Genomic DNA, 23,520 nt, shown 5'->3' on the forward strand with positions numbered 1-23,520 from the left:
GCCGCAATCCAGGTTCTGGCTCCCCGCAGCAGCGAGGAGCCAGGCAACCTCAGATTTCTGTACCCTCTGCCAATGTCAGTGCGTCCTCGACATCCACCCCGAGGTATCTGACCGTGCTTTCGATCTTCGTGTGTCCAAGCAGAATCTGGACAGCGCGGAGATTCCCGGTCGCTTTGTAGATGATCGATGCCTTGGTCCGCCGCAGAGAATGGGTACCATAATCTTCACTGGGCAGGCCAATTCCTGTGACTCATTCGTCAACAAGGCGGGCATATTGTCTCGTGCTTATGTGGGCAGCGTGATCAGTGCGGCTGGGGAAGGCGAAATCCTCCAGGGAGCCACCCCTCAGTTCGAGCCATTTGAGGAGGCTCGCTCGGGCATCGTCCATCAGTTCAAACTGAACTGGCCTCCCGGTCTTTTGCTGAACGACAGTGGCTCGAGTTCGAATTTTCCGATCGCAAACGATGTCGCTGATTCTGATCTTCACCAAGTCGCAGCCGCGCAACCTTGTTATTAGCGTAGCAGCTTTTGCAGGTTCGTTTTTCGCAGGTGCTATATCGTCAGATTATGCTACGACTTCTCCTCTCGTTCATCGGGTCGGACAATTTCTCGTTCGGTCGGAATTCGCAATAGCTGCGTTGGTCGCTGACCTCCCAGCTGATCTCCAATTTGCAATTACAGATTTCGTTAAGGAAATGAGCGAGCATCCGCGACTACCCGCGCTGCCGCCACCAAATGAGCCTTCGTTGCCCGGTCGTGCCCCAATTGATCGCTCCCACTGAGGTGGCCTCGCCTTCTTGGACAGGTTGGCGGCTAAATTAAGCTCATCCCGGTTGTCGTTCATGCCGCCATTTGAGTGATCAAATCCTGGGGGGCATGCCCCCAGGATTTGAAGCGCCGATTTGCCCATATGCCTCGGCAGGGGTTTTCCCTGCAAGGCGTGAATGAGGACGATGGCTGTCATAATAGGCGAACCATCGGCCAAGGCCGGCACGCAGTTCAGATCCGGTCTCGAAGGCGTGCAGATAGACGCATTCATACTTCACAGACCGCCAGAGCCGCTCGATGAAGACATTGTCCATCCAGCGCCCCCGGCCGTCCATACTGATCTTGATCTCGGCTGCGCGCAGCACACCGGTGAAGGCATTGCTGGTGAACTGGCTGCCCTGATCGGTATTAAAGATCTCGGGTTTGCCGAAACGGGCCAGCGCATCCTCCAGGGCCTCGACGCAAAAGCCCGCGTCCATGGTGTTCGATAGCCGCCAGGCCAGCACCTTGCGGCTCGCCCAGTCCATGATGGCGACCAGATAGAGGAAACCCCGGCGCATGGGCAGATAGGTCACGTCCGCGCACCAGACCTGGTTGGGGCGCGTGATTTCCAGATTGCGCAGCAGATAGGGATAAATCCGATGCTCGGGATGCGGATCGCTTGTGCGAGGACGCTGGTAAATTGCCGTCAGCCCCATCACCGCCATCAGCCGCCGGACCCGGCGGCGGCCGATCGCATGACCCAGACGCCGCAAATGCCGCGCCATCTGACGGCTGCCGTACCACGGACATTCCATGAACGTCTCGTCGATCACCGTCATCAGCGCCAGCGTCTCGTCGGTTTCCGGCACCGGCGTGTAGTAGTAGGACGACCGGCTGATCGACAGCAGCCGGCACTGCATCGCGATCGACAGGTGCTGGTGTGCCGGCTCGATCTTCGATCGCCTCCAGGCCACGCTCATCGACCGGAGGCTTTCGCCAAAAAATCGCGTTCCACCAGCAATTGCCCGATCTTGGCGTGCAACTTCTCGATTTCCGCCTCACTAGCAGCCTTCGAGCTCTGATCGCCATTATCGAATAGGCTGGCCATCCCATCCATCGCGTGGCGCTTCCATGCCCCGATCATCGTGTGGTGGATGCCATGCTTCGCTGCCAGTTCCGCCAGCGTCAGATCGCCACGGATCGCTTCCATCGCCACCTTCGCCTTGAACTCGGCTCTGTAGCGCTTTCTCGTCGTCTTCATTCCCGTCCATTCCTTCAGGTCGGGATGAGCTTAGCACCCTGTCCGAATTTCCGGCACCACCTCACACAATCGTCGCAAGCGATAAAGCTCAGGCTCGGGTCGCCACGTTTTTGGCAGCCGATCCTTGTCGCTTAGCGCGTTTACAAAGACGGCTTTGACGTATCGATGAACGTCTCGCTTCCCGGTAAATCGGGATCGGCGGCACGCTAAAGACAGCCGCTTCTGCTAGAACAGCAGCGGCATTCTCGCCCGGATGTCGGCTACCAGGGCATGATCGGGAAAACGTTCAATGGCCTGGCGCCAGACCCGAGTGGCGGCGACAAGATCGCCATTGTTCCAATGAATCCCGCCCAGATTGAACATGGCCAGGTCGTAGTCGGGATCAAGCGCGATCGCTTTCTCATAGGCTGCCACGGCTTCGGGCGTTCGGCCAGTGTTGCCATTCGCGACTCCCAACTGGAACCAGCTCATCGCATCGGGCTGCAGCCGTTCTGCCTGCTCGATCATAATTGGGCGGCATTCCTCGAAGCGGCCGAGGAAGTTGAGCGCGGTGCCCAGGCAATAACCGAAATGGCCGCCAGCCAAGTCGTAGGCCTTACGGTAGCAACGCTCAGCTTCGCCCCAATCGCTCTCGTCCTGCGCCCAATGGCCGAGCCGGTCCCAGGGCAGCGCCGCATCGTCGGGATCGATATGGACAATATGCCGGTCGAACACCTGTCGAAACGTGGCATAGTCGCCGACATCCTCGCCTACGGAGCGTAGGTAGAAGCTTGTCAGCAACCACTCGGCATGCGCACGGCTGAGATCTGGATGGGCTGTCAGGAAACGATCCCAGAACAGCAATGCCTGACGTGCATTCTTGACGGAAGTCCTCCCAAAGGCCGCGACCTGCCGCGCACACCACGGCCAGATCCAAAGCACATCGTCCGCCTCGCTCAACAGGGTATTAATCTCGCGGAAGGCGCCACGGCCATCGCCGAGCATGAACAAGATATTCGTACGCCATCCCGAGATGGCAGATGGCCGACCCAGTTGCCGCTCAGTGAAGACGACACGATCAAACGCCTCCAGCGCCTCTTCGTAGCGGCCATTGCGATGATGATAATGCGCGAGCGCATTATGAGCTTCCGGCAAGCCGGGGCTGAGACGCAGCGCCTCGCGATAATGCTCAGCCGCGATATCCTCCTGTCCGAGCCGCTCGAGGCTCGTGCCAAGGTTCTTGTAGCACTGCGCCGCCATGTGTGCCTCTTCCGTAAAATCGGGATCACCAAGCGCTGCAATGTACATGGTCTTGGCTTCCTCCTCCCGGTCGAGCGCCGAAAGCGCATTCCCGATCGTGTAGAGAAGGCTGCCGACCTGATATCGTCCGGTCTGGAGCTTCGAACGAAAATGCTCCAGCGCCGCCTCGATCCGCTGCGTGTTTGGCAGCTGAAACCCCAGGCCGAGATTGATCTCCGCCATGTAGCAGAAGCCCATGGCGTCACTGTTGGCGCCAAGCACCGCACGAAATTGCTCGAAGGCTCCGCTCAGAACCCTGTCGGCGCCACCATCGTAGAGCTGTTTCGCCAGTTGCGCCGCGATGACCGGATCTTCCGGCACATGTAGCTCCGGCATTGCGGTTCGCAGCATGCCGGGCATCGCTTCGAAAGGCGCGGTCGATTGCGCGATCCTACGGTCGCGTGAGATTCGCAAGCCCGATCGCGCAAGGTCCGCCAGCCGGCCCAGGCGCTCCAGAGTCAGCTCCTTGGTGAAAGGGACCGTGATGGTCTGCTGCTCGGTCCAGTTCTTGCTGTTATGCTCGTAGCGGCGCAGTACTGCTTCAACGAAGCTGACGCGAAGCGACTTCGTTGGGGCATGATAGGCTACGTAGAAGCTATAGGGCTGCGCGATCAGATAGTTGAGATTGGTCCGCTCGACCGAGATGCTGAGCGACCCGTCCGCGTTGAGGGTTCGCTCGGTTCCCTTGAGTTGGACGTGCAGTCTGACGTTGGTGGCCTGACCGTCCGCGACGACTTCGATCTGAAAGTCGGTGCCATAGTCCTTACGATCCGACCGCTGGGAAACGAAATTAGGGCTTTGTGAAATTAGCGCCTGAAATGCTGACTCCGCTTCATCTTCCAAGGTATGATTGTGATCGCGCTTGGGCAGGTCGTCGAACGAATTCATGTTGACTCTATCCAGGTAAGAGAGAGGTGTAAGGACGGTGATGGCAGAAATTGTGCGGCAGCATTCCGATAACGCCCTCTCGCATCGCACGTCCTACGGCGCGTGCCTGATTGATCCATGCTTTATAGGGCTTGATATGACTTGGTTGCCCGACCATTTGCAACGATATATCCACCGATCGCACCTACTTTCCAACTGGAATAACAGTCCCGTCAGCTATTCGCTGTAATAGCTGTCCACCCTATTTCCCAAAGCTTCAAATACCAGCATATGGACGCTCTCAAAAGGAAGTTCTAGGGATGTTCCGATTTGCGATCTAATGTATGCGACCTGGCGGTCACTAGGGAGAGGGATGCTCAACTTTAGGCAGCTACGTGGCGGTGTCGATGGTCAAAGGGGCTCTTTCGAGCGTCTCCTCCGACATCTGGCAGAGGTAATCCCACCGGTGGGCGCAACCGAGTTCCGGCCAATCGAGGGCGCAGGTGGTGACGGCGGCATTGAGGCCTATTGGGTGATCGAAGACGGCACCGAAGAAGGCTACCAGGCGAAGTTCCACGTGGCGGCGGGTGAAATAAACTGGACCGCCCTTAACGACTCAATCATGACTGCGATCTCCACGCACCCGGCGATCACGCGGATCACGGTCGGCATGCCGTGCGACCTGACGGATGTCAGGAATCAGCGTGGCACGTCCGCACGCGAGAAATGGAATAAGCGGCTCCAAGACTGGAAGGAAGCCGCCGGAGCAAGGCCGTTCACGGCCGACTTCCTGGGCGGCAGCCAGATCGAGCGAATGCTCACTGACCCCCGCGCAGCAGGTCTTCGCGAATACTGGTTCGGCGAACGCGAGCTGTCGGAAGCATGGTTTCGCGAGCGGTTCGAGCAGACTGTCGCGGCACTCGATGAGCGCTATCATCCGGAAGACCATGTCGACGTCGGCGCGAGCCGGCTATTCCAGGCACTACGCGGTAGCGCCGACTGGCGCGGCGGCTACCGGCAGCCGGTCTCGATACTGGCGGAGCTTTTGCCCGACGATCCCGGCGAGGGGACGCTGGACGCAGAATGGTACGCCGCCCTTTCGCTGGCGGTGCATCACCTCGAGACGATCGCCGGGCGGACACCTCGACGCGAAGAGGTCTTCCCGCTGCAGGACTGGCTGGATGCGTGCGGGGCCGCCGTCGATGCTATCGGGCGAGCTGGCCCCGTGATCTACGATGAAGACAGGCCAGATTGGGATAGCTTTGGTCTGCGCAGGCTGCGAGAGCGCCTTGACCAGATGGACGAGGCGCTGGTCGATTTGCGATATCGGCTCGAAGGAACGTTCCAGCACGCGGACCAATCTCGGTTCGCGATCGTCGAGGGCGAGGCGGGAAGTGGCAAGTCTCATCTCATGGCGAGGGAAGTGGGGGCGGCCCTCGATGCCGGCGAACCGGCGATTATGCTGCTCGGCACCGACTTCCGGCATGGCGACGAACCCGGCGTCGAGATTGCGAGGCGGCTGGAGCTGCCGGGGATGACGACCGAGAAGCTGCTCGGCGCCCTGGGTGCCGCGGCCGCAGCGCGCGGAACACGCGCGCTTATCTGCATCGACGCGCTTAACGAAGGCGGTGGGGCACAATATTGGCGCAATCGTCTCTCGGGCTTCGCGGCCAAGGTTCGGGCAAACCCTCGGCTGGCACTCTGCGTCTCCTGCCGGGACGTATATTCTGAACGTGTGTTCACGGCCTCGTCGAGAGAACACGCGGCCGAGATCGTTATTGCCGGCTTCGAAACGGAGGAGGAGCGCGAGCGGGCGGCCGTGGTCTATATGGACCGACGGGGCATCACGCGGCCGGCATCCCCTTGGCTTCCCCCGGAGTTTGTCAATCCACTATTCTTGCGCACAACCTGTGTTGCCCTCCAGCGACAGGGTAAAACCCAGTTCCCATTGGGGCTGCGCGGATCGCGCGAAATGCTTCGGTTCTATCTTGATGCCGCAGCCACAACGCTGGGGACGATATATGATGGCAGCGCGGACCTCGTTGCCCCACTGACCCGGGGGTTGCTCGACATCGCCGGCGCCATGGCGGACAGCCGGGTCGACTATATTGAGCGCCAGGCGGCTGCCCGCCTGCTGGACGCAGCCTTTGCGAGCTACCAGGCCGCGAATGACATGGGGTGGCTGGACCTTCTCCACCTGCGCGGACTGCTGCGGTTCGATCCCCCACCCTATATCGAGGAAACCGAGCACGACCCCCTCGACGTGCGGGAGGATGTCCTGCGCTTCGCGTTCCAGCGCATCCAAGACCAGCTCATCGCCAAAAGCCTGACTCAGGGAATGCGCGAGCCGGGGACACCTTTCGAAGAAGGCATGCCGTTCGCATTCATGCTCAGCTGCTGGGGTATCGAAGACGAGTGGCGCGGCGTCTTCGATGCTCTCGGCATCGTGTTCGCTGACGAGTGGCAAACCGAAGTTGTCGATCACCTTCCCGGCGGCCAGGAGCGATGGTGGAAGCACACATCAATCCAAGCGGCGTTCGTCGAGAGCGTGCGCTGGCGCCAGCACGGCTCCTTCAGCGACCGCACGGTCGAGTTGCTGAATCGGTTGAGCTGGCAAGCGACCCCGCTTGAACTCCTAATCGAACTTTCCACGGTCGAGGGGCATCCCTGGAACGCGGATATGCTGCACCGGAATCTGGTGCGGCGGTCGATGCCCGAGCGCGATGCCTTCTGGACCCAGCGGGTGAACGGTGAGATCGACCAGCGCGGCACCGCCTCGCGGCTCGCGAGTTGGGGTCTGGGCCAAGGACCGGGCACCGCGAACAGCGAGACTGTGCGGCTGGCGCTGTCGACATTGGGTTGGATTCTCACCTCGTCGAATAGGACGCTGCGGGATCGCGCTACAAAATCGGCCACCGAAATCCTGATGCGCCACCCGGACGCCACAGCCTCGTTCGTGGAGCGCTTCGCTGGGGTCGATGATCCTTATGTCGTGGAACGCGTGCTGGCCGCCGTGGCCGGCGCATGCCTGCGCGATCCCCAGTCGAACCGTGTGGCGACCGCCGCGGACGCTATCTGGCGGCATGTCTTTTCTGAAGCGTCCATTCCCCTGCACGTCCTCGCCCGCGATTATGGCCGGCTGGTGATGGAACTGGCGCTCGAAAGGAATGTGCTTCCTGAAGGGTGCGATATCGCCAGATGCCGCCCACCCTATGGCAGCAGAGCGCCGCGTTTCGGGCTGGACAAGGCGAAGGTGGATGCGGAGGCCAGCGCCGTTGGCGACCGCCATATCGCGGATTCGTGCTACGGCTTCACTGGCGATTTCGGCGAGAAGATCATTAAATCGCGGATTCGCGGGTTCACCAGCATTCCGCTGTCGCGGCCAAGGCCGATACGCCTGTCGGAAGCCTTCGAAGCGTTCAAGGCGAGATGGATCGCCGGGGACGAGATGAAGGAGATCTTCCTCGACCTCGTCGAGCTCACCGCGCCGCGCTCTGGACAGAATGGCAACAGCGATGAAGCTGAGACATTCGCGCACGCCGATCATCATCTACGCCAGTTGCTCGGCGTCAGGGCGACAAAGGCCTATGACGAAGATGTCATCCCGTACCTCAAGGGCGGGAAAGGCTGGTCCGGCATCGGCAAGGAGCTTCCGCTCATCGATCATCAGCAGGCGCGGCTCTGGATCGCCCGCCGGGCCATCAGGCTCGGCTGGTCGAGCAAACGGTTTCCACGCGACTATGGCGCAGGGAGTGATACTGCGCCCCATGCCCGGATCGAGCGGATCGGGAAGAAGTATCAGTGGATCGCGTTCCATGAGCTGCTTGCGCGCTTAGCGGACAACGTCTGGCTCGCACCGGAATGGGGGCCGGTCCCAGCCCGCGTGTACGACGTGCCGACGAACCTCCCCTTCCTGCGCGATATCGAGCCCACCGTGCGGCCGATCGAAGATGAAGATATAGGCTTCGCTGCAACATCGATCCCGGCCGTCCCCCGCATCACAATAGACAAGGTCGCGACGGAAGACATGCCCTCCTGGGTTTTCGACGACGCGATTCCGCGTGAACGGCTGTCGCTAGGACTGTGCGGGGATTTGTCGGACGGGGACTGGCTCACCCTTTACCGTTATACGGACAGCAAGACGCGCCATCCGGGCGTCGATCGCATGGGCGGCGCGCCGTTCAGACTGAACGACTTCCACTTCGTGATGATGGTCGGTATCGAAGCCGGGCACGAAGTACGGTTCGCCCGGCGAATGAGCCGCGCTTGGGCCGATTTCCACCACGACTGGATGATGTGGGGCGACCTGACCGATGGTCCCTATGTCTATGAAGCGGGCGTGCGCGGCACCTGGCCTGATACGGAATGGGTTGAGTCAGACGGGATTCAATCACCTGAAGTGTGGATCGGACCGAAGACGGGACCCGCTTAGATTTCAGCCAAGTCCCTGGAAGTGAATGAAAAATGCTACGACGCGGGGGTCCCGATCGGCGCCGATTAGAACCCCGGCAATATCTCTTCTCCATAAGGCATTTCAGAGGGTTGCGCTGCGTAAAGGCAGGGTTACGCTTCGGCGCCGATCCACACCACGAGTTCTTTGCAAACCTTGCGATCAGCATCCCATATGACCGCCGCCGCGCCGCCTCAGAAGCCCCGCGACGCTTCGAGCCTGGCGCCCACACTGCGCGCGTTGCCCGACAGATCGCCGGTGACATCGGCCCCCAGCCGCCAGCCGCCAGGCGGCGCAGCGCCGAGACCCAGCTCCATCGTCACCTGATGGCGCGACCAGCCGTCGGCGTTGACCAGGTAGGATGGGCCGGTCAGCCAATCGCTGAACCGCACGCGCTGGTCCTGCGCCGTTTCGAAATCGTAGCGGTATTCGAACCGGCCACGCGGGGTCAGGACGGTTTCTCCCGCCGAGAGGCTGTATTCGAACCTGCCGCCGAGCAAACCGGTGATCGAGGTCAACCGGCGCGCATCATAGGCCAGCGAATAGCTCTCCGGCCCTTTCTCGACATAGGCGCCCAATTTGGTGTGCGAGGTTTCGACCCCACTGAACAGCGACCAGCGCAACACGTCACCGCTGCGGTCGATGCCCGCCCGGACCGAGCCGAACTGCATGTCGGATTGGCGCTTGGCGGTGGCGAGCGTGCCGGTCGCGGTGACATAACGGGTCAGGTCGAAATCGCTTCCGCCAACGCCGGCCAGCAGGTCGACAAAGGCGCCGTCGACCGGGCGGAAGCTGCCATAGGCGCCTGCCACCCACGATCCGGCTCGCACCCGCGAACCATTGTCCCCGACGTCGGTGCGGTCGCGGCCGAAACCGCCACCAAGACCGATTGTCGCGCCGTCCGCCACGACCATGTCCGCACCGAAGCTGAGGCCCGAGGTGCTGAGTTCGAACCGCTGCGTGACTTTGGTCGCGTCGCGGCTGCCGACGGTGATCGTGCCGTTGGCCCAGAGTTCGACATTGCCTCGTGGACGCAGTGCCGATTCGGCAGCGGCTTCCTGATCTTCGCTGCCCTGCGGAATTTGAGCCGGGCTGGCCCGCGTTCCGGTCGGAGCCGCATTACCGGTCGACATGCCCATCCCGCCTGGACGGCGCACGCCTTCCGGCTGGGTGGGATCGCTATAGTCGAGATCGTCGGTCCTGTAGCGGATTTTGCCCAACAGGTCCGAGCTGAGGCCGACGCCGAAACCCTTTGTGCGGGCGCCGTCGTGGAGCTGCTCCATGCGGCGGCCGAAGTTGCGGATCTGGGTCGTGGCCGTGCGACGGACGGCGCCCGTGACCGCGCCTTCAATCCCCCGCACTTCGGGGTCCGCCGAGGGATCCGGACGCGCCTCGACCTGCACGGTCAGGCTGAGCGGCGCCGACGTGCCGCCCACATTGCTGAGCGTGTAGAGGATCGTCACTTCTCCCGTATCGTTCGTCCGAGAGGTGAACTGCAGGCTGTAGGTGCGCGCTTGCGGCATCCCGCCCTCGACCAGCCGCACATCGGCGGCGTCGGCCGGCGTCACCGAGACGATGGCGCCGCCGGTGAAGGGCTCGCCCACCGCGCCGGCGGTCAGGTCGACGGTCAGCATCTTGCCGGCCAGCGTGTTGACCGTGAGCGGCGCTGCAGTCGGTACCGCCGCGATTACCTGGATCGTCACGGTGCCGACATTCGACAGGCCGCCCGGCCCGATGGCCCGGAAGGTAAAGTTGTCAGGGCCTGAGTAGCCAGGCTCCGGCGTATAGATAGCGTGCGTTTCCAACATGGTTACGGCAGCCGCGAGGAATGCGAACCGGCTCGCGCTTCCGCCGCTCAACAGCAGAACGGTGCCGTGTTGCGGCTGCTGATCGATCACGATGCTGGTCACCTCGCCCGAGATCAGTTGGGAGAGGTCTATGGTGGCCGAAGCCCCGGAGCCTGCCTGGACTGATGCAACAGAGTCGTTCGAAATCGCGACCGGCGGCGGAGGCAGGGCTACACTGACGTCCTGCTGCGCCTGCAGCGCGGCCGCGAAAGCCGCATCGCCCGCCTGGTCAGCGAGGATCGTGCAGATGCCCGCACCGGTGAAGCTGACGGTGCCGCCCGTCAAGCTGCACTGTTCACTCGAACCCGCAGCGATGGCGAAAATCACCGGCAGGCCTGACGAGGCGGTCGCGGTGGGACTGTAGGTCGCGCCCATCATCGGAGATACCGGCGGCGTGGAGGTGAAGGTGATTGCCTGGGCCGTCTGGGTCACCGTCACGCTCTGCTGCACGCGCGGTGCGGCGGTGTGAACGGTGTCGCCTGCCTGATCGGCATCGATCGTGCAGCTGCCGGCGGCGGTGAAAGTCACTGTGCCGCCCGACAGGCCGCACACCTCGCTCGACGAGGGATCGATGGTGAAAGCCACTGGCAGACCCGAACTGGCTATGGCGGCCGGATTGTAGGTGGTGCCGACCGCAGCAGGCGACGGCGGGGTCGAGGTGAACGTGATGGTCTGCAGTGCCTGGGTTACCACCACGCTTTGCTGCACGCGAGGCGCGGCCGTGTGGTCGGCGCTGCCCGCCTGATCGGCATCAATCGTGCAGGTGCCAGCGGCGGTGAAGGTCACCGCGCTGCCCGACAGGCCGCACACCGTGCTCGACGAGGGATCGATGGTGAAAGCCACCGGCAAGCCTGAGCTGGCCGTGGCCGTCAGATTGTAGGCGCCGCCCACGATCGCCGAAGACGGCGGGGTCGAGGTAAAGGCGACGGTCTGCGTCGCCTGGCCCACGGTCACGCTCTGCTGCACGCGGGGCGCGGCGGTGGTGTTGGCGTCGCCCGCCTGGTCCGCGTTCACCGTGCAGGTGCCGACAGCGGTGAAGCTCACCGTGCCGCCCGACAGCCCGCACACTACGTTCGACGACGGATCGATGGTCAGGATCACCGGCAGGCCCGAGCTCGCCGTCGCGATGGGGGTGTAGCTGCCACCGACCGCGACAGAGGGCACCGGCGAGGTGAATGCGATCGTTTGCGTTGCTTGGCCCACCGTCACGCTCTGCTGCACGCGCGGCGCTGCGTTCCAGTTGGTGTCACCCGCCTGGTCCGCGTCGACCGTACACGTACCCGGAGCGGTGAAGGTCACCATGTTGCCCGAAAGGCTGCAGACAGCGCTCGACGACGGATCGATGGCGAACGTGACCGGCAGGCCGGAGGTCGCCGTCGCGGCCAGGGAATAGCTGCCGTTCACGGCCGCCGAAGGCGACATCGAAGTGAAGGACGCCGTCTGGTTGCCCTTGGCGATGGTGATTGTTGTCACCGATGTGTCGGCCGCGACTGGCGTGCCTTGGCTGTCGGTCACGCGAACGATGTAGCTGAACGATCCCGCGATCGTCGGCGTGCCAGAGACCGTGCCGGTGCTCGCATTGAGGTTTGTGCCCGGAACGAAGGCGCCGGCGGCCAACGAATAGCTATAGGGTGCAGCACCGCCGATGGCAGTATTCGCCTGGCTGTAGCTGCCGCCCACGACAAGGCCCGATGCGGTGCCGTTGCTGATCGTCAGGTTGGCCGGAGTGACCGTGAAGCTCTGACTCACAGTCGGCGCTGCGGTGTAGGTCGCGTCGCCCGCCTGATCGGCGTCGATCGTGCAGGTGCCGGTCTGGAGCAGGGCAACGATGTTGCCGGTAACGGTGCAGACGCCCGTGGTAGTCGAACTGAAGGCCACTGTCAGGCCTGAGCTCGCAGTAGCGGTGAGGGTCAGCGGCGAAGCTGAGAGCGAGGTGTTGGACAGCGTAGCGAAGCTGATCGTCTGGCCCGCCTGCACGATCGCGACCGAATAGGATTGGCTTGCGGTGAAAGCGCTACCAGTCAGGGTAGCGGAATCGTCCGAGACGTTGACCGTGAAGTTGTAGGTGCCTGGCGCCGTCGGCGTGCCCGAGAGAACACCGTCAGCCGACAGCGTCAGCCCTGGAGGGATCGCGCCCACCGAACTGAAGCTATAGGGCGCTGTGCCACCGCTGGCCGTAAAGGTTTGCGAATAGGCTGTCTGTGCTGCACTGCCCGGCAGCGCACCTGCCGCGGGTGAGAGACTGACCTGCGTGACATAGGTGAACTGGTCTGCCGCGCTTGTGGCGCTGGTGCCGCCCGGCGTGGTGACGCGGATGTCCACTATGCCGCTGCCCGCCGGCGACGTCGCCGTGATCGAAGTGTCGCTGTTGAAGGTGAAGCTCGATGCTGCGTTTCCGCCGAATGTCACGGCGGACACGCCGATGAAATTCGTGCCGGTGACCGTCACGGTCGTGCCGCCCGCCGTGCCGCCGGCCGCCGGCGAAACCGAGGTGATCGTAGGCACCGCGACATAGGTGTATTGGTCGGCCGCGTTCGTGGCGCTGGTACCGCCCGGCGTGGTAACCGTGATGTCATAGGTGCCCGCGCCGTTCGCTGGTGCTGTCGCGGTGATCTGCGTGTTGCTGTGGATCGTGTAGGTCGCGTTGGCCGCGCCGAACTTCACCGCGCCGGTCGCATTCGCGAACGAGAAACCGGTACCGGTTATCGTCACCATCGTGCCCCCACCGGTGGGACCGCTGGTCTGCGAGATCGACGTCACCGTCGGCGCCGCGACATAGGTATATTGATCGCCTGCGTTGGTCGTGCTGGTGCCGCCCACCGTGGTCACCGTGATGTCATACGTACCCGCGCTATTGGCGGGCGAAGTCGCGGTGATCTGCGTGTCGCTGTTGATCGTATAGGTCGCGTTGGCCGCGCCGAACTTCACCGCGCCGGTCGTGTTCGCCGCTGCGAACCCGCTACCGGTGATGGTTACGATCTGGCCGCCGCCGGTCGGGCCGGACACTGAGGAGATCGACGTCACCGTCGGTCCCGCGACGTAGGTGAAGGTCTGCCCGGTCACTGTGGTCTGGCCGCCGACCGTGACCGTCACGCTGACCGCGCCGCTGCTGGACGCCGGCGTGGTGACGGTAAGCGAGGTGGCGGTCGCCGCAGTGACCGTGCCGTTCCCTGCTGCGCCGAAGGCGACGGTGTTGTTCGCCGGCGTGGTACTGAAGCCGGTGCCGATGATGGCCACCGAGGTGCCGCCCGCCGTCCGGCCCGAGTTCGGCGAAATTCCGGTGATAGAAGGGACGACCGTGATCGTATTGCTGGTCGCACCCGCTGTCGCCACATAGCCGGCGGGCGTGAACCCGTCTGCCGTAAAGATCGCCGTGCCAACCGAGAGGCCGCGATAGGGCAGCGTGATCGTGCAGCCGCCGGCCGGAATCTCGAGGCTGTTGATATTCACTTGCGCGGTGTTCGGCACCGAGGTGCTAAAGCCCGAACTCACACATGTGCCGCCGAGGCCGGGATTGCGGCTCAGCACGACATCGTTCGAGTGAACCGACGTGTTGAAGCTCGGTGATGCCGTCGCGTTGGCGTTGGTGAAGCTCAGCGTCAGCGTGCCGGTCGCACCCGCACCCGTACCCACCGCCAGCGTCGCCGGCGAGAAGCTCACGGAAAACCCGAGCGCGGCTCCCGTCACGGTAAGGCCCGTGGCAGTCGTGGCGGTCGTGCCGTTCAGCGTGCTCGGCCCCGTCGCGGATACCGTGCCGCTCGTATAATTAGAGGTGCCGGGCGTGGTCGAGGTGACCGAGAGCGTCACCGTGCACGATGCGGAAGCCGCCAGCGTCGCCCCGGAGAGGCTGAGCGACCTCGTCCCCCCGTTGTAAGTTGCCGTGCCGCTGGTGCAGGTGGTGCCGGGGCTCGATCCGGTCATGCCGGTGGGCAGCGCCGCCGCTGCCACCGCGACGCCAGTCAGCGCGGTGCCGGAATTGGGGTTGGTAATCGTGAGTGTCAGCGTCGACGATCCGCCGGACGCGATGCTGGTCGGGCTGAATGCCGCGGAGATCGTCGGCGGCGATGCCGATGCCGCGAAGGTGAAGCTGCCACTGCCGGCGCTCTTGCTCAGCGTTGAATCGGTGACCGAGACGGTAACGGTGCCGCTGCCGCTCGAAGGCACGGTCACGCTCAGCTGTGTGTTGCTCGACGCGGTCACCGATACGGGCGTCAGCGAGCCGAACTGCACGCTGTACGTATTGCCGCTGACGAAGCTGCCGTTGATCGTGATCGTGTCGCCCGCCGCTCCCGAACCAGGGCTGATGCTGGTCACGCCGAGCAGGCGGACCTGCAGGTTGGTGAGCGTCGTCACGCCCACGCGGAAGTTCATCGTACCCTGGGAGCCTTCGACCGCGGTGCCCGAAGCGGTGCCGTTGTTGATGACGGTACCGTCACCGAGGCTTATCGTGAACAGGCCGGGGGTGCCCGTTACGGTGAAGGTCGAGGTTGCCGGGCGCGACACCGTCTGGCCGCTATTATAGGCGAATTCCCATCCGTTGACGACCGAGCCCGCGGCCGTGCCGGTGACGACCTGATTGACGCCGCCCGTGGGATTTCCGCAGACCGCCTTCACATCGTTATCGACGAAGCCGCCGCCAGACGCGACGACGACCGCTCCCGAGCAGGCGATCTGGGCGGTCGCTTGCTCGGGGAGCATGGCGCTCCACAAGATGAACAACGCCACCAGCAAGCTGCTTAGCGCGTTCGAACGTCCAGCGCGAAACCGGCTGCAAATCCTGTGGTGCACGTTTTGGTCCCCCACCAACAGGCTCCGCGCATCTGCGTCGGGTGATCCTCCTGTTGACCGCCCAGTGTTAACCACACATGCCCTAACGGCGGGTAAAGGCGCGCTCCAATTTGGATAGAGGATCGGTTCGTGCCATGAAGGCGTACCGCTTGATATTCCGCACGGAAAATCTTGCGACGCCGCTGCGGATCCGGTTTGATTTTGCGGTTTCCATCTCGCTCTTTCTTAACATGCCGAGACGCACGTTTCTGGCAGAGACGCCGAGTCCCGGGGGGCTCAGCACTGCAGAAATCAGTCGAACACGGCGTCGACATCAATGATGCCCTCGTTCTAGCCGGAAGGATCGAGATTTAGGCGCATTGGCGGCTCCCCGCACTCAACCGGAGCTGCTAAACGAACGGCCACTATCGAGCAGTGCTAATTCGTTCGAAAACGTCCGATTTGTTGGCGCCAACGGACGGCAGATTTGCTAATGCCTGGTGTCCGGAATTGACGCTGCGGTGTTCCGGAGCCGACTGTCGTGAATTAGTCCCTTGCACTAACCCGCTCCGCGGGAGGGTCGCTTGGGGCGCGGTAGTGCGGTAAATATGGGCCTTTAGCGGGGCGAGGTTGCTCTCTGAGGTTGGCAGTTCTTTCAGCGAAGAGGAACTTGCCATGACTGTCTCGATCAACACCGCCCCGATCAGCCCGCTGCGTCAGCGGATGCAGCACGACATGATGATGCGGGGTCTCGGTCCCCACACCCAGAAGGATTATGTCCGGCACGTGAAGCGTCTGGCCGCCTTCCTCGGCCGCCCTCCCGACACCGCGACGGAAGAAGACCTGCGCCGGTTCCAGCTCATGCAGCATGAAAGTGGCGTCAGGCCGAGCACCATCAACAGCGCGGTGTCGGCGCTCCGCTTCCTGTACACCGTCACGCTCAAGCGGCGGGATCTGTCGCGGTCACTGGTGATCACGCGCATCGTGCCCCGGCTGCCGGAAGTGCTGAGCGTCGAGGAGGCCGCGCGGTTACTCCAGGCCGCACCAGGCATGAAGTACAAGGCGGCGCTGGGCGTGGCCTATGGCGCGGGCCTGCGCGTGTCGGAGGTCGCCCACCTCAAGGTCGACGATATCGACAGCAAGCGCATGCTGATCCGGGTCGAACAGGGCAAGGGCGGCAAGGATCGCAATGCCATGCTCTCCCCGCAGTTGCTCGAGCTGCTGCGGATGTGGTGGCGCGAAGGCAGGAAGCGCGGGGTCCTGATCCCGCATGGCTGGCTGTTCCCGGGCCAGACTGTCACCGACCCGATCTCGACCCGGCAGTTGCACCGGGCGGTCCAGGAAGCGGCCGAGGTGGCCGGCATCCGCAAACGTGTCAGCCCCCATACCCTGCGACACTCGTTCGCCACGCACCTGCTCGAACAGGATGTCGATATCCGCGTCATCCAGGTCCTGTTGGGTCACAGCAAGCTGGAGACCACCGCGCTCTACACCAAGGTCTCCACCCGGACGATCCACGCCGTGTCGGGGCCGCTCGACCAACTCATGGCGCTGATGGAGGGCAAGACGCCCGCCGGCTGAGCCGGTGCGTCCCGACCTCGAGGTCGCGGACATCTTCCGGTCTGTCGGGCCGGCCTACCGGGCCGCGCATGCAGGGCACCTCAGTCTGCACCAGCTCAAGGTGATGTCCGCGATCGAGACCTGCCGCACCGCAGCCCTGGGCGGCCATGTCGAAGCCTGCGAGGAATGCGGCCACTGGCGGGTCGCCTATAACAGCTGCCGAAACCGGCACTGTCCGAAGTGCTAGGGCGCCGCCGCGCGCACCTGGCTGGCCGAGCGCGAAGCCGACCTGCTGCCGGTCGGTTACTTCCATGTCGTGTTCACGCTGCCGGCCGAGATCGCCGACATCGCCTGGCAGAACAAGGCGCTGCTCTATGACCTGCTGTTCAAAGCGGCTTCGGAGACGATGCTGACCATCGCCGCCGACCCCAGGCATCTGGGCGCCCGGATCGGCATCACCGCTGTGCTGCACACATGGGGATCGGCGATGACCCACCATCCCCATGTCCACATGATCGTGCCGGGTGGCGGCATCGCGCTCGATGGAAGCCGCTGGATCTCGTCGCGTCCGGCCTTCCTCCTGCCGGTGCGCGTGCTGGGCAAGTTGTTCCGCCGCCTCTTCCTCACCCGGCTCACCGCCCTCCACGACGCAGGGCGGCTTGCCTTCTACGGGTCCATGACCGGTCTGGCCGACCGTAGAACCTTCCTGCGGCACCTGGCGCCGGTACGGAAAAAACGCTGGGTCGTCTATGCCAAGCCGCCCTTTGCCGGACCCGAAGCAGTGCTCGCCTATCTGTCGCGCTACACCCATCGCGTCGCCCTCTCGAACCGGCGCCTGGTCGCGTTCGACGAAAACGGCGTCACCTTCCGCTGCAAGGATTATCGGCGGGACGATGCTGAACGCCACCGCATCATGACCCTCACCGCCGACGAGTTTATCCGTCGTTTCCTGCTCCACCTCCTGCCGCGCGGCTTCCACCGCATCCGGCATTACGGCCTGCTCGCCAGCGCAGCGCGCAGGGACAATCTCGCGCTCGCCCGCAAACTGCTGGCCGTCTCGTCAGAGCCAGAGATGCCGATGCCCGCAACCGCACTCGACACCTGCCCACCATGTCCGTGCTGTGGCGGGCGCATGATCGTCATCGAAACCTTCGCGCGCTGGGGTCAGCCAAGGGCGCCGCCCAAGCCAACCCTGCCGATCCGGGAGCCCGTCTCATGACCCGGCATGATCCGCCTGTCACCATGGCCCCGCATGTCGCGCGGTGGTCAACCAAACGACATGCGCCCGGCGATGGCTGGGCCGGTGTCGGCTCCTGGCATCATCACGGACAGAGCGGAGAACACGCCTCTGGCACATCCCAGAACCTGCCGTTCCGCCGCCCTCGCGCGTCCATCAACGCGCATCTCTGGTCCAGCCGAACCAGCCGAAAGCATAAATCCCCATAGGGTAACCTGCTGGAATCGCGGGTTCCTGCATGGGAGGCTTTCGTACGCAAGCGCCCGAAACCCTTCACCATAAAGGCCGGTCAATCGAGTGTCAGAATCACGCACCGTGCAGTGAGCCTGGCCTATAACGGCGCTCCCAAGTTTGAACACAAGAGTGCCTTCCGTGATGGAATCGGACGTCTTCGAATCTCAGGCAGGAGAGGACTCGAAAATCGCAATAGTGAATTGACAAATAGTCACTTTTTTATGCCCTTTTTAGCCGATACCCTCATCGGTACCCTGGGACTTTTCATCGGCCGGGTTCGAGTCCCAAAAGCTCCAGGCTGCTGACTTAGCGTCGCCGATTCGCCGCCATCGTGAGCGAGTGGCGTTTGTCCTTCCATCTGACCGGATGTTTGCCGTGAGCGATAGGCTGCACCTTTTATAAATCAAATATCCCTTATATACGATCGATAGAAAGAGGTGGTATCAATCATGCGTTGGAACTGGCAGCAGCCCGATTGGCCGAAATTTGCCTACGACGCGACGCGTCTGAGAGGCCGTGAGGACCAGTTTCTAAAGGGCGCGGGTATTCTGGTCGGCGTCATGACTCATCTCGATGCAGGCGATCGCCAGACCCTTTCCATCGAATTGATGGCACAGGAAGCCGTGGACAACTCTGCCATCGAGGGGGAGATCCTCGACCGCGCGAGCGTGCAGTCGTCCGTTGCCAAACATTTTGGGATCAAGGCCGACCACCGTCGTGCCAATGCCGCCGAGGCGGGCGCTGCAGAACTCATGGCGAACCTCTTCCGCAGCTATCACGAGCCCATAAGCGATACCATGCTGTTCCATTGGCATGCCTTGCTCCTGAACGGCCGACGGGACCTCAGCAACATAGGCCGATATCGAACGCATGCCGATCCCATGCAGATCGTGTCGGGTGCCCTGCACGCGCCCAAGGTGCATTTCGAGGCTCCCCCGTCGCAAATGGTGCCGGCCGATATGGATGCATTCATTGCTTGGTTCAACGACACGAGCCCTGCCGGTCCTTCACCGGTGAGCGCATTGACGCGCGCGGGTATTGCGCATTTATGGTTCGAGTCCATCCACCCCTTCGAAGATGGCAATGGCCGCCTCGGCCGCGCGATTGCGGAGAAGGCATTGGCCCAAGGACTTGATGCGCCCGCGATCACCGCGCTTGCAGAGATCGTCCAGCGCAATCGCAAGGACTATTACACCCAGCTTCACAGTGCGAGTTTGTCGAACCGTATCGACGACTGGCTCGAATGGTTCTTCAACATTACGCTAGCGGCTCAACAGCGCACGCTGGATCGGGTTTATTTCCTTCTGGCCAAAGCCAAGCTGTTAGTCCGCCTCCGCGGCCAGATCAACGCGCGGCAAGAAAAGGCCCTGCTCCGCATGTTCGCCGAAGGACCGGACGGCTTCAAGGGTGGCCTCAGTGCGGCAAACTACCGGACCATTACCGACGCCGCACCGGCAACTACCACCCGCGATCTCGCGGAACTGGTCGCATTGGGAGCTCTTCGCAAAAAGGGCGAGTTGAAGCACACAAGGTACTATTTGAACCTTGACGAATAACCAATCATCTCCGATGCCGAATATTCCCGGTGCCGCGCGCCTTCAGGCTCGTTCGAGAACATGCGAGAGCAAGCGTTCGAAAGCGTGATCAGCACAGCAACGCTAACGTCGAACTGACGCCGCGAGTTCGCCGATCAATTGCCCGACCAGTCCACGCAGCCAGCGGTGGGCGGGGTCGTGACGGTAGCGGACATGCCAGGCCATCTCGACCGGGAAGGTGCCGCGATCGACCGGCGCCGACAGGATGCGCAGGCGCGGATCATGCGCTAGCCGCCGGTAGATCAGCCGCGGCAGGGTAACGACACAATCGGTGACCGCGGTCATCTCCGCCACGGCGAAGAAATTGGTCGCCGACAGCGCGACCTCGCGTTTCAGATTCTGTTGCGCCAGCGCCTGAAACAGCACGGCGCGCATCCGGCCGGCGGCACGACATTGACGTGGCGCCTGCGCTCGAACTGCTCGCGCGTGATTTTCTCACCGATGTCCCGATGGCCGGCGCGTACGACGCATTCGAGGCCCTTTTCCATCAAATGCTGGACCACGAGATTGTCGGGCGGCTCGGTGACACGCCCGAGCACCATCGTGGTGGTTCCCGAGACCACGCCCGTCTCGGTCAAGTCTGTGGTCGGATCGAAGACTGGACCCGCTTAGATTTCGGCCAAGTATCTGGAAGTGAATGAAAAATTCTGCGACGTGGGGGTCCCGATCGGCGCCGATTTGAACCCCGGCAATATCTCTTCTCCACAAGGCATTTCAGAGGGTTGCGCTGCGCAAAGGCAGGGTTACGCTTCGGCGCTGATCCACAGCGGAAGGAGGGGCGGGCGAAAGCTGTCTAAAACGCGATTGGACAAGGATATCTCGTGACGAAAGACCGGATCATAGGGTGATGATCCGGTCCCAGGGAGCGTTCTTTTCAATCAGTTTTTGAAGCGCACAGTCGCGCCGAAAGTTCGCGGCATGTTGGAATAGCGCAGAACCGATTCCGCGTTGGCGTAGGCCAGGTTCCAATAATATTTATTGGTTATGTTCTTGCTCCACAGCATAAGCTCAAGTCCTGTCTTGAACGTCACGCCAAGGCGCACGTCCACGGTGGTCCATGGGTCGATCTTTGTCACCTCGCTGTGCGACAGGTCCGACCAGGTCACGCTGTTATATGTGACCGATCCTCCCAAAAATGCGTCTGCTTCGGTAGAAATCGGCAGACGAAGCTCCGCGTCGCTGACCGATGTCCATTCCGGCGAAAGATTGAACGAATTGCCTCGAACATTGATGGGATTGAGAAACACGTCATAGTCCGGGAAATCGCCCACCTTCGAATTTGCATAGGTGATGGCCGATTTCAGGGTCAGCGCATCGATGGGCCTGAAGGTGATGTCTGCGTCAAAGCCCTTGACCGATGATTTGGGAACATTGTTGTTCTGGGACACCAATCCTACCAGAGGATCAGTGGTGTAGGTGATCAGCTGCTTGTCCTTATAGTCGTAATAATAGCCGGCTGCATTGATGGAAAGCTTGTCATTGAACAGACGCGCCTTGATGCCAGCCTCATATGCGGTCAGTTCCTCCTGGGTGACAGGACGAAGCGTGAGGTAGGAAGCTGCAGCCTTCGACGGATAAGCCCCCGCCTTGAAGCCGCGGCTGATGGTGCCGTACACCGACAGGTCGCGGTTGAATTTATAGTTCGCGTTCAAGCGCCACGGCACGTTGTTTTCTTTGAATGAATTCGGATCGGCGTAGGGAAGGAAGCCGTTCGATTCCGGCCCGATGGTAAAGCAGCCGCCTTGCTGAATGCCCGCAAAGGGCGCTAGGCCAATGGTGGAGCGTGCGAAGTTTATGGCTCCGGTGAAGAATGCCGCGGAATCGCCGTCCACATCGTAGGTACAGCTGGTAGCTGTGTGCTTGGCGTGAGTGTAACGTATGCCTGCCGACAGGGTCAGTTGGCTGGTGATGTCCCAGTCGACGTTTGCAAAAGCAGAATATGTGTCGTTCCTCTGGTCGTTTATGGCGTCATAGACAAAGAATCCCGCTGCCTGCTGGGGCGAATTCAGATAGTCGTACCAGCGGTCGACCTGGTAGGAGGCATCATGCGCGTAGTTAGCGCCCAGGATGTAGCTGATGCCAGAGCCGGGGATTTTTCCCGAGGCGCGGATTTCCTGGCTGAATGCCTTGATGTTGCCGGACCAGTGATAATCCTGGATAGCTAGCGCATAGCCTGAACCATTCGTTTTGATGTCGATATCCATCCGCGAATAGGTGCTGAGTGAAGTCAGTTGCAAATCCGGGGTGACGTCATAATCAACGCGCAGTGCGCCTTGATAGAAGGTATTGTGGCGGTCACGGGGGAAGTTGGGATTCCATTCCGCCGCTCTTGCATTATAGGTGTTTACCAGCGGGTTCAGGCCGGTCGCGGGGGGTATGATGCGCGGATCTACGAAAGCAGGGACGCCGGGACGATATATGACAAGCTGCGGCTGTTGATTGTCAGAGTTGTCGACATAGCCATTGAGGTTCAGCGAAAACTTTAGTGCATCGGACGGCTCCCAGTCGAGCAGCAGTCGTCCCGAAAACTTGCGCTGACTGCCGTTTTTGTCATCCTGCTCATAGTTGGGCGAAGGAACCAGCGTGCCATCGTAGAGCGTCGGATCTGCGCCGGGGTGGCGGGACCAACTATACTGCCATGGACCGGAGTTGATGATACTGACAGCAGCGCGCGCCTTCAACGTGTCGGTGAGCGGACCGCTGACGAAACCCTGGACCTGCAGCGTGTCAAACCGCCCGTAGCCGATCTCTCCGCCATATTGCAGGCTGTCGGTAGGCTTGGCGGCGATCAGGTTGATTGCACCGCCTGTGGCATTCTGGCCATATAGGGTGCCCTGGGGACCCTTTAGAACCTCGACCCGCTCAAGGTCCAGGATCGCTCCCTGCGACATGATCGAGAAGGGGATCGGTGCTTCGTCTATGGAAATGCTGACCGTAGGCGAATTGGCCCAGTTCTGGGCATTGAAGTTGATGCCGCGCAAAGAATAGATCGGTGTGCCGTCACCATTTGTCTGAACACTGAAGCCTGGAACGATCTTCGCCAGATCGGCGACACTGGTTACACCCTGACGTTGCAGCGTTTCAGCGGAGGCGACGTTGATCGTTATACCGACATCATTGAGCGACTGCGCGCGCCGCTGGGCTGTTACGATGATGTCGTCCGCGCTGACCCGGGCCGCTTGTCTGGGCGTGGGGTCATCCACCCCTGCTACTGCCGCATTCAAATCTTGAGCCCAAGCCGGACTACTCAGCAGGGAGAACGCAAGAGCTGCGGACGAACAGAATGATATGTGGATTGTACGCATATCCTACCCCTTTATGAACTAGTCTTCCGATTTTTCGGATTGAAAATGAATATTTATATCTTCGAGACGTCGGGAACTTCAAAGCGTCCGTGTGCAAGTGTTGCAGATGATGAGAACGCCAGAAGTCTCTTGATGTGTGTCCCGACCATAAATCTTATTGTATCTGACGTATCTGTCAAGCATCTCGGCGATTATGTCATTTTTCTGGTGATTGCTGACGAAAATCAGGGCGGAGCGGGCCCTGCCGGCCAGTCCCGGGCGCTCCCCTCGCCTTTGGCGCCCCCCGCTTTGCGGAGGGTCGTCCAGCATTTTCTGCAAACGAACGACTCGTGAGTGATGGCCAGTTCCGTGTACGCGCCCGGCGGCGGC

At 61.9% G+C, this 23,520-nt stretch carries 8 protein-coding genes and 3 pseudogenes; 4 read left to right on the forward strand and 7 right to left on the reverse strand.

The window, feature by feature from the left end; all coding sequences use genetic code 11:
- Positions 1–49: 49 nt before the first annotated feature.
- The 3 genes and pseudogenes from CAF53_RS16715 to CAF53_RS16725 all read right to left on the reverse strand — a co-directional run.
- Positions 50–517: pseudogene (locus CAF53_RS16715) on the reverse strand (tyrosine-type recombinase/integrase); the annotation flags it as partial.
- 323 nt (positions 518–840) lie between these two features.
- Positions 841–2,011: pseudogene (locus CAF53_RS16720) on the reverse strand (IS3 family transposase).
- 225 nt (positions 2,012–2,236) lie between these two features.
- Positions 2,237–4,177: a tetratricopeptide repeat protein gene (locus CAF53_RS16725; RefSeq protein WP_100238921.1), complete on the reverse strand. Its 1,941-nt coding sequence runs from the start codon at positions 4,175–4,177 to the stop codon at positions 2,237–2,239.
- Between the two features lie 445 nt (positions 4,178–4,622).
- Between CAF53_RS16725 and CAF53_RS16730 the strand changes: the two genes are divergently transcribed.
- The gene (locus tag CAF53_RS16730; protein WP_100238922.1) at positions 4,623–8,588 is read left to right on the forward strand and encodes a hypothetical protein; all 3,966 of its coding nucleotides are present in this window, start codon (positions 4,623–4,625) and stop codon (positions 8,586–8,588) included.
- 212 nt (positions 8,589–8,800) lie between these two features.
- Here CAF53_RS16730 and CAF53_RS16735 read toward each other — a convergent pair whose 3' ends face one another.
- On the reverse strand, positions 8,801–15,178 hold the full coding sequence (locus CAF53_RS16735; RefSeq protein ID WP_157801273.1) for an IPT/TIG domain-containing protein: 6,378 nt from the start codon (positions 15,176–15,178) through the stop codon (positions 8,801–8,803).
- Between the two features lie 717 nt (positions 15,179–15,895).
- Here CAF53_RS16735 and CAF53_RS16740 point away from each other — a divergent pair.
- From CAF53_RS16740 to CAF53_RS16750, 3 genes and pseudogenes are all read left to right on the forward strand, one after another.
- On the forward strand, positions 15,896–16,801 hold the full coding sequence (locus CAF53_RS16740; protein ID WP_100238924.1) for a site-specific integrase: 906 nt from the start codon (positions 15,896–15,898) through the stop codon (positions 16,799–16,801).
- A gap of 31 nt (positions 16,802–16,832) precedes the next feature.
- Positions 16,833–17,999 (forward strand): annotated as a pseudogene (locus tag CAF53_RS16745) (IS91 family transposase).
- 701 nt (positions 18,000–18,700) lie between these two features.
- Entirely contained in the window at positions 18,701–19,807 is a 1,107-nt protein-coding gene (locus CAF53_RS16750; RefSeq protein ID WP_100238925.1) for a Fic family protein, read from the forward strand.
- Between the two features lie 102 nt (positions 19,808–19,909).
- On the opposite strand, the gene CAF53_RS28245 is transcribed toward CAF53_RS16750, so the two are convergent.
- The 3 genes from CAF53_RS28245 to CAF53_RS16760 form a co-directional block, all read right to left on the reverse strand.
- Positions 19,910–20,212, reverse strand: coding sequence for a LysR substrate-binding domain-containing protein (locus tag CAF53_RS28245; protein WP_242443491.1), 303 nt, complete (start codon positions 20,210–20,212; stop codon positions 19,910–19,912).
- Positions 20,179–20,424: a hypothetical protein gene (locus CAF53_RS28250; RefSeq protein WP_242443492.1), complete on the reverse strand. Its 246-nt coding sequence runs from the start codon at positions 20,422–20,424 to the stop codon at positions 20,179–20,181. Before CAF53_RS28250 ends, CAF53_RS28245 begins: the two co-directional genes overlap by 34 nt.
- A 300-nt stretch (positions 20,425–20,724) precedes the next feature.
- Positions 20,725–23,151, reverse strand: coding sequence for a TonB-dependent receptor (locus tag CAF53_RS16760; RefSeq protein WP_100238926.1), 2,427 nt, complete (start codon positions 23,149–23,151; stop codon positions 20,725–20,727).
- Between the last annotated feature and the right edge of the window lie 369 nt (positions 23,152–23,520).

It is taken from the genome of Sphingobium sp. LB126 (assembly GCF_002795205.1).
Taxonomy (GTDB): Bacteria; Pseudomonadota; Alphaproteobacteria; order Sphingomonadales; family Sphingomonadaceae; genus Sphingobium; species Sphingobium chungbukense.